The sequence below is a fragment of the Methanobacterium bryantii genome, from assembly GCF_002287175.1.
GTDB classification, from domain to species: Archaea; Methanobacteriota; Methanobacteria; order Methanobacteriales; family Methanobacteriaceae; genus Methanobacterium_D; species Methanobacterium_D bryantii.
The window spans coordinates 1-10,064 of record NZ_LMVM01000011.1 but is presented as its reverse complement, the minus strand read 5'-3'; the positions used below and the strand labels follow the sequence as shown (position 1 = coordinate 10,064).

The 10,064-nt window shown below is 34.1% G+C and carries 2 protein-coding genes; both read left to right on the top strand.

Annotation, left to right across the window (positions count from 1 at the left end; genetic code table 11):
- Positions 1–231: 231 nt before the first annotated feature.
- Positions 232–5,736 carry a right-handed parallel beta-helix repeat-containing protein gene (locus ASJ80_RS05600; protein WP_069584484.1) on the top strand — a complete coding sequence of 1,835 codons (5,505 nt, stop codon included), beginning with the start codon at positions 232–234 and terminating at the stop codon, positions 5,734–5,736.
- Positions 5,737–5,777: 41 nt separating this feature from the next.
- The coding region (locus tag ASJ80_RS05595) for a beta strand repeat-containing protein (protein ID WP_143747721.1) at positions 5,778–10,064 on the top strand (4,287 nt) is incomplete at its 3' end.

Genomic DNA, 10,064 nt, shown 5'->3' with positions numbered 1-10,064 from the left:
GTGAAATCTGTTAAAAACACTAAAAACACCATAAAAAAGAATAAAGTCAACACGAAGTTAATAAAATAAAACCTCTCATTTGACATTTATTCCATTTTTTAATTTTTTAAGGAATTCTGGTTAAAAAAGGATTTTTCCAAATATTTGAGGGATTAAGTAGATTAAAATGGGTTATAATTTTTTTCTTTAAAAATGGGATGTTAGTAAAATTGTAAATTGGGTGAAATACAATTGATAAAAATAAATAAAAAGCATGTAGTCTTGATTTCAATTTTAATTATCTTTCTATCAGTTACTACTGTAAATGCTGAAAATACAACGGGAAATCTATCTTTAAATACTACTCATGCTGATAATAATTCAAATACTGATAATTTGGGATTGAACTCTTCTAAGTTGTCTGTTACTTCTAAGAGTGCTTCCCGTAATGTTAGAGAGATCAATATCACTAATGATAATTATGTTAACTATTTCAATGTTTATACCGGCAGAATACTGTCTTCTGCAGATATTATCTCAGGCGACACTCTGAGAATTGGTAATGTAACTGATAAAATGTTTACCATTGACCGCAGGCTTACTATAACCACCATCTGCGACGGAGATCAAATAACCAACGGAATGATCCACTTAATAGCAGGCAGCAACGGTTCCATTGTAACTGGGCTCAAAATAAGAAATAATAAAGTAGTTTACACGGTAAATGGTATTTCCAGTGAAATTTTAGATGGGATTCGACTTACCAATTCCAGTTATAATACAATATCTTACAACGACGTGGAATTTTCTCGTTTAGCGGGATCATATATCCTGCCAATGGACTGGTCAAATAACAATACTATAATATATAACCGGTTTTCCAGCGGTGCAACCATTTGCATGCCCATGAGCGAATCTAATTACAATAATATATCATATAATCATTTAGAAGTTAGAGGTGCAATCTATGGGGTGGTAGGTAATATTATTTATTTCAATCCCTTTGGAAATGCTAACTATGGATCTGGCTTATGTATTGGTAATTATATATCAAACAACTATTTACACTCTGAAGTTATTAGTGAGATGATCATTGGCATGATGTTTACGTATAACAGCCATGATAATACAACTATCATTAATAACACAATTTCTCATTTTTTTTCTGGAATAGTCTTAACCGGTAATAACCTTACAATTAAGGGAAATCATTTTATAGATGACTCATATGATCTTGCAATTTCAGCAGTTGGTTCCAATATATTAGTGTCTGATAATGTAATTAATGTTAAATCTGCTGTAGTGGGGATTCAAGTAAGTGACTCTAAGAACGTTACAATCAGTAATAACAGTATAACCCTTAGTGAAGGCTGCAATTATGCAATATATGCAGATAATAACTGTATGGTGTCTAATAATATTATTAATCTCCCAGTTTATGGTATTGGTATAAAAACAGGGCAAGGTTCAGTCATCAACAATACGATTAATACTAAGGGAGATGCAGGTATTGAGGGATTTGGTAGTGATACCGAGATAATTGGGAATAAGATAACCACGCAGTCTTATGGTATTCATATAGTTTCTCCGCGTGTAAGAATTTATAATAATTCAATTATCAACAATACAATTACCAGTAATCTTTATGGAATCTACTTGGAAGGTTTAATATACAATACCACCATTTCTGGAAACAGTATATATACTAATTCTAAAGGTATCTATAAGGACATTACTGATGAGTTCGGGGATAACAGTTCTGATAATACGGTTAATGGTGTTATAAACGATGCTACAGCTATTATTGTAAATGATTCTAATTATGACACTTATTTTGATAAAAATGGTTATCTTAAGTTTAAATCATTTAAAAATGATCCTGTGATTGTTTTAACTCATTTAAGCAATAAAAATCTGAAATTCGATCAGAAGGTCACACTGCTCAGCAATGGCATGGCCAACCTGCTGACTAAAGTAACCATAACGTTGTATCCTGATGCTGGCGGGTCTGTAATTAAAGACCTGAATTTTTATAATACAAATTTAAATGCCATAATTTTAGCAGAAGGAACTGGCAACATTAATATAACAGGTAATAATATAACTATTCTCTCAGATCCAGGTTATACTGGTTCTTTATCAGGTATATTGTCTTATGGTGCTTGTGAATATGTTAATATCACTGAAAACAATATTTTCATCAACAGTGATAAAGGGTATGTCTACGGTGTTAATGCAGTGTCATATAATCCCGATAACTCCCACTTTGCCAGTGATTTCTCAAAATATTTTACCATAGCCAACAACAGTATTATTTTAATTGGGAATAAACTGGTGGAAGGGATATACACTGATTCATTAATCTATTCTGGTATAGTTAACAACACAATTAACATATTTGGTGGATCCTATGGATATGGTATTGCAACAGCCAATATAATGGGTTCTTTGCACGATTTAAATATCATGAATAATATTATAATGGTCAGTGTTAAAGGGATGGCTTATCTGGTTGAGTTGCATATGAGCAGCAATGTTTCTATTGTAAACAATTCTATTTCAGGTGTGGGCAGCGGTGTTTATGGAATCAGCGCCTACAAGACCAGTAATGTAACCATTAAATCTAATAGTATTCGCACTACTGGTGGTGATTTGAGCTTCACTGATCCAGGTAGTTTGGATGTGCTGGGTAAAGGTAATGCTGCTATTTATTTAACAGCTAATGCTGGCACTACCAATATCCTGCTTAACACGGTCTATACTAATGCGGTTAAGCAGATGATTTTTAACGATGCTTTTAACACTACTTTGGCCAGGAATTCCTATGTGATTGATGATGAGAATTTGCTGAACTATTTTACAGGTAGATCAAATGGGGAGTTGTTAAAGGACAGTATAGTTCAAACAAACGATACTTTACTGTTTGCAGATTTAAAGAAGTATTGCAGTTTGGTTTTTGGCATTCCTTTGAATTTAACTTCTTATCAGGGCAGTAGCGGTATTAATGCTAGTTTTATTTTAAAATCTGGCGCATCCAACTCAACTGTAAGTAATTTAATATTTAATTTGACAGATGAAACTGCTATTACTTTGATTGACGCGGTTAATGTCACAGTAAGCAAAAACACCATTAAAATTTTTAACACGGTTAAATCGGGAGTGACTGGTATTTTAGTTGCTCTTAATAGTGTTTCTAATCAAATTAGTGATAATTTAATTGAGATGGTGGGTAGTTACGTGTTATGTGGTATTTGTGTGTCTAATAGTTATCAAAATAATTATGGTAGAAGTCCTAAATATAATTCAATCTCCAATAATATTATTAATCTTAAATCTAATTCTTCTACTAAGGGAATATATGTTGCAATGGCCTGTAATACATTGATACTTAACAATAGGTTGTCACTGGTTTCTGCTGAAGTGTATGGTGTGATAACTGATTATTCTGTAGATTATATTGGTTTTGGCACGCTCTGGACTAACAATACTCAGATAATTAACAATACGATTAATGGTACGGGTAGTTTAACCTATTTAATAGAGTCATTGGGAGCTCTTAACAATGTAGTTACAGGTAACATGATTTACTCTAATTCCAGCACTTCTTATGGTTATGCAGGGTTTAAAACCAACGGGGACCTGATTAAAAGCAATACAATACTTGTTAATGGAACCAGCAAGGTTAATGGAGATAAAATATCAACTGGCCAAACCGGAATCTATTACTCCAACGGATCATCAAATAACCAGGTGAATGATAATTATATAATTTCTACTTATCTTCCCGGCGGCGATTATGCAGTCTTCATGGCAGCTAATGTTTTTGCTTCTAATGTGGTAGCTGGAAATTACCTGATAAGCGATAATAATCATAAAATGGCAGATGGTGCGGTTTATGCATTATTTGATGTTGTATGTAATAATACCCCTGTTTATATTTTTGTCTCACTGGATGGCAGTGATATAACTGGCAATGGTTCGCAGGTGAATCCATATAAATCAATTGCCTATGCGATATCCCAGGCACCTAACATGGCACTCATCTATCTTTTAAAAGGAACTTATCATGAAACAGGATTGATGATCAATAAAACAATCACCCTTTCTTCTTTGAACGGTAAAGTAGTTCTTGAAGGTGATAAAAAGCAAATGTTTTACATTTCGTCAACAGGTTATTTGACCATATCTGGTTTAAATATAACTAATACTTATTCAGAAAATGGATCTGCGTTTATAAATTATGGAAAATTAAAAATAGATAACTCTGGAATATCATATAGTAAATCAAGTGGTGAAGGTGGAGCTATACTTAATCATGGAAATTTATCTGTAAGTAATTCTGTTTTATCACATAATAGTGCACATAATGGCGGATCTATATCGAATTATGGGAACGTGTTCATTAGTGGATGTAAAATTAACTATAATTCTGCATTCTGTGGTGGAGTAATTTATAACAATGAAACAGGTTCTTTAAATATCTTTAATTCTTCATTTGAACATAATTCTGCCACAGATAATGGCGGCGTCATTGATAATTATGGTTATTTAAATGCATCTAACTGTTTATTTGAATTTAATAATGCCTCATATGGGGGCGTTATTTCGAATTCTGCATACAAAGGCAACCCTTTAGAGGGTGTTGCAGTAGATTATATCTCAAACTCAACATTTAAAAACAACAGTGCCCAAAGTGGTGGCGCTATTTTTGGCCGTACTAAAAAGTTCACCATTTTAAATTCAACTTTCACCTATAATGAAGCCAGTAACAGCGGCGGTGCTGTGTCTTTATCAACTGATGAAGGTACTATTGATAGGTCTGTTTTTAGGTATAACAAGGCTACGTCTTCTGGTGCTCTTGGGTTATCTGGGGGTAATATCAAAATTACTAACTCAATAATAAGTAATAATACGGCTATGTACTATGCTGGACTTTATTATGAGGGAGATATGGTTTGGGGCCATATTTTGTATCAGCTGACCATAGCTAATTGTGATATAGAAAATAACACTGCCATGGTGCGTGGCGGTGCCTTTGGATTTGTAGATGCTAATGTGAACATCACCAATTCAAATATTGTCAATAATTTTGCACCAACTTATCCCACAATATTTGCTCAGCCTTACTGGACGAATATAGACGCCAGGGGTAATTATTGGGGTCTTACTGGCCCTACAGATGATGTATGGAATAGCGGAGCTCAATTAAAAGCATGGTTAACCGAAAGAAGTAACTGGAATGATAATGGAGGTAATTCGGGTAATGGGGGTAATTCCGGTAATAGTGGTAATTCTGGTAATGGGGGCAATTCGGGCAATGGCGGTAGTTCCAATTTAGTATCTGGGCTTAGTTTTAGTACTGGAACTGGTTCAGGCCTAGGCGACGGTTCTGGATCTGGTATAGGTAATGGCAACGGCACGGGTAATGGTAATGGAAAAGGCTCTGGTCTGAATAATAATTCAAATGGCAATAATATGTGGGGCAATGGCCAATCTGATTTAGATTTTATTAATAATTTGCTGAATACAGTAGGTGCAGTTAATATTGCGGCTGCTGCAGGTTCTAGTTCTTCATCAGGAGGAGAATCTGGCAGTAGTTCTGGTGCTGATGGTCAGAAGGTTTATGAAATAAGTAAAGACAAAAAAACCGTAACAGAAGAGTCTAGTGATGTTTTAGCAGGTTTAATAGCGGTTTTATTTTTTGTATTCCTGGTTGTTATGGGTTATATGAGAAATAAGAAGCAATTTAAGCGTTAAATCGTATTGTAAAAGGAGTATATATGAGGGGATTATTTAACATGGATGGGAAGAAAGTGATGTTTAATAAAATGGGAATGGCGATACTATTTATCGTGTCTCTGGCATTATCAATGGGCATGGTCAGTGCTGGTGATACTTCATCAGGGGATGTAACTAATATTTCAGCAGTAAATAGTGATATTCATGTTAATTCAGCTAATTTGACTGCTGATCCTGTGAAGGTTAAAGGTCAAAAAGTTTATTCTGCAGGTGGTGATTCTAAAATTTACGTGGCAGCTAATGGCAGTGATGAAAAGGGGGACGGTACTCTTGATAATCCTTATCAGAGTTTAAATTCGGCTATCAGCCATTCAGCTGGCGGTTCGACTATTTACATGTTCAATGGTACTTACAGGGGTATAAACAACACCAACTTAATTATTGATAAAACATTGATTATTTCAGCCTGGGATGGTGCAGTTACACTTGACGGTGAAGGAAAGTCGCAGATTTTTGATATAACCTCAGATGGCAATTTAACTTTGAATGGATTAAAATTCATAAATGGGTATGCTGGGGAAGAATCCACCTCTGGAGCTATAATTAACCGTGGTGAATTAACCATAAATAATTCCACATTCAGTAATAATAATGGGTTTTTAGGAGGTGCTATTTTAAATTATGGCAGTTTAACAGTCTTAAATTCCACCTTTAAAACGAATAAGGCTACCAATTACGCGGGGGGAATTGCCAACTTCGGCACGACCAACGTTCATAACAGCCAATTTATTGAAAATACCGGTGGAGGACTGTTTAATGCAGGTAATATGTCTGTAATATCTTCTAAGTTTACTTCAAGCAGTATAATCTGCGATAATTTTGGCAGCAACAGAAATTCAGTTACCATTACAAATGCATCATTTGCAGACTCCATGGTAACAAGCAAGGGCAATACTGTCTACATATACAACTCATCATTCGTTGATTCATCATATTCTGCAGTTCAATTAGAAAACAGTAATGCCACTATCACTGGATCATCATTTGGAAGATATGCAGCTTCTGTTGGTGTTAATAGTACACTCAATATAACTTATTCTGTAATATTGGGCACTATAAGTACTAGTGGAGTTAATAGTACTGCATATGCGTCTTATAACTGGTGGGGGTCTAATAAAGTACCAACTCTTTATAATGTTGTTGTTGATAAGTGGGTTATATTAACATTTGGCAGTGATAAGAATCCTATTCCATCTAAAACCAATGCTACGGTTACTGCTGTTTTTAAATATACCGACGGTAAAAATGTTTTTGATTTAGGGAAAACGTATTTACCTTCACGTTTTATAAGTTTTGAAACTGATAATGGAAATTTCTCACCTCCAAACGGGTACATGGTGAATAACTCCTTTTCCACCACTTACCTGAACAATACTGAAGACACGTGGATCTATGCATGTGTGGATAATCAAAAAGTGAGGCTGGTTATAGGTACCGGCTGGACCGATTACTCTATATATGTCTCCAACGATGGTGATGATTACTACGGCGATGGATCCAGAGATAATCCATATAAAACTTTACAAAAAGCAGTAAGTAAAGCTTTAAATGGGAATAAAATTTATATTTACGCCGGAACATATACCGGTCTATATAACACTGATTTGTATATAAACAAGTACCTTACATTCAGTTCTTTTAATGGTGACGTGTTAATATACAGGTACTCCAACATCAATCTTTTTAATATCACTGAATTTGGGCAGTTAAATTTAAATAACATAAATATATGCTCAAACATGTCTTATAACGTGCTTTTAATTAATAACGGCGGCGGTGTCTTAGTTTTAAATAACTGTACAATAACCAATTCCACAGGATGTATTGGAGGTTCTGGAGATGTTAAGGCATATAATTCTAAATTTTATAATATAGTTGGATATGCTATTCAATCTGAGGGTAATTTAACAGTTATAAAGTCTTCTTTTACTAATATATCAATTCCTAACACTTCTATTTATGATAGAGCAATCATCCGTTCATGTGGTAATTTAACAGTTATAAATTCGACTTTTATTAATAATAATTTAAATGCAATATATGCTGAGTGGAGTTCAGGTTCATCTGCCCTGGTTAATGGTTCAAATTTTACTAACAATACAGGGGGCGTGACTTTCTGTAACTTTGATCAGGGGGCCGCTGTTGAAAACTGTAAATTTATGGATAATACGGGATCTTGTGTAATTCAGGCCAGTATTATCAATAACTCTCTTTTCATAAACAATACTGGAAGAGGCTCAATTAGAGGCTCAATTATAATTAACGGTGACTACAATTCTAGACCTAAGAATTTAACCATCTCCAATTCCACGTTTATTAATAATTCTAATGTGGTTGATGATTATGAAGATTACAACTCTAATGGTGTCATTTTTAATGGGGGTAATCTGACTGTTACTCAGTGTACTTTTTCAAATAATTATGCGGCGTATGGCGGAGCTATTTATAATTTAGGTGATTTGAATGTTTCATATTCCGTTTTTGTTAATAATACTGCCAAATATTTAGCTGATGATGTCTATAATCGCATGGGGACGGCTTATCTGTTATCTAATTGGTGGGGTTCAAACAGCGGGCCTACCAGTGAAAAGGTGTACCGCTTTTTGGGAGATGTTTATGCTTATAACTGGGTCATAATGACTTTAACCATTAACAATAATGTTTTAAATGCTTCTTTAGATAAGGTAACAGATTTAAATGGCACCATTCATAATTTGGCCGGAGTTTTACCTTCTAGGGAAGTATTCTTTAAGGGAACTAACACTAATATTTCTCCAGAACACGAAAATTTAACTAATAATCAGGCTTTAGCCACAATTACCAATTCGGATAAGGATTTTACAGCTAATGCAGCCATCGACAATCAAAGCTTGGATCTGACAATCCGAAATAACAGTACTGTAATTGACATTGATAACGCTGCTTTTTATGGTAAAGGCAATGTTTACAAAATAATTTTGCGCAATGTAAATGGTTATTTAATATCCAATCAAACTTTAAAGGTTACTTTCACAGATAAAAATGGTAAATCAGAGGTATATTCGGTAATTACTGATGAAAATGGTATGGCTACTATTTTACTCAATAATACGATAGGTATTTACAACGTACATGTTAGTTATGGAGGTAATGGATATTTCAAAGGTTCTCAAGCTGATGCCATCATACAAATCTTAACCTCGATAACCAAAATAGTTTCTTACGATGGAACGTTTTATGGTACTGGAAATGTGTTCTATGCAGATTTATATGATTTTAATGGTAAGGGAGTAGCAGGTCAAAAAATAAGCTTTAATATTTCACATGGAAGTGAATCAAAGATTTATTATAGTGTTACTAATGATCAAGGCAGGGCAGGTTTGGTTGTTAATTTTTCACAGGGTAAATATAATGTAAAAATAAGTTTTGCAGGTAATGGTTGGTATGGGTCCAGCAGCAGTACTTCTTCTTTTACTATATCTCCAATAAACACGAATGTAACCCTTGAAACATCTGTTTTGTACGGTCGTGGGAACCCATATATTGTTAAAGTGAGAGATGCTAACGGCAATGTACTTAGAAATGAGAGTATAAAGCTAATTATATCTCAAGGTAACCAGAGTGAAACCTTTAATCTTAAAACAGATGTAAATGGTACTGCGGGCTTAATGATAAACCTGTACCCTGGACTTTATAATGTAACGGTTAAATATGGTGGTAATGGTTTGTATAAATCAAGTTCTGCTAAGGGTACTCTTACAATTAACAGGGTAGACACTAAATTAAGGGCAGATTCTGTTATTTCAAATTTTAACAATATTTATGAAGTTACTTTAACTGACATTTATGATAGACCACTGGCAGGTGAGTCAGTAAATATCACCATTATGAATCAAAAATTTAACAAGACATATTCTGCTGTAACAGATAGTAATGGAGTAGCTAGTTTGTTAATTAATTTAGATGTTGGAAATTATGTTGTTGTTGACAATTTCTATACAAATAGCTGGTATGGTAGTACAACCACTGCAAGCACTTTGATTATTTCAAATATTACAGCTCCTGCTGACTATTTCGTGTATAATAATATGACCAATGCTCAGATTCAACATATACTGGATAATTGCGTAGTCTGCAGTAATATTATATTTAACAGTGGACAGTACAGTAATTTAAATTTAATAGTTTCTAGGCCAGTTAATATCAAAGCTAAAGGCACTGTGACTATTGTGGGTAATGGTTCGGGTACTGCGTTTACTGTAAATGCTAATGCTACTATTCAGGGTTTGATAATTAAGAATTATAGT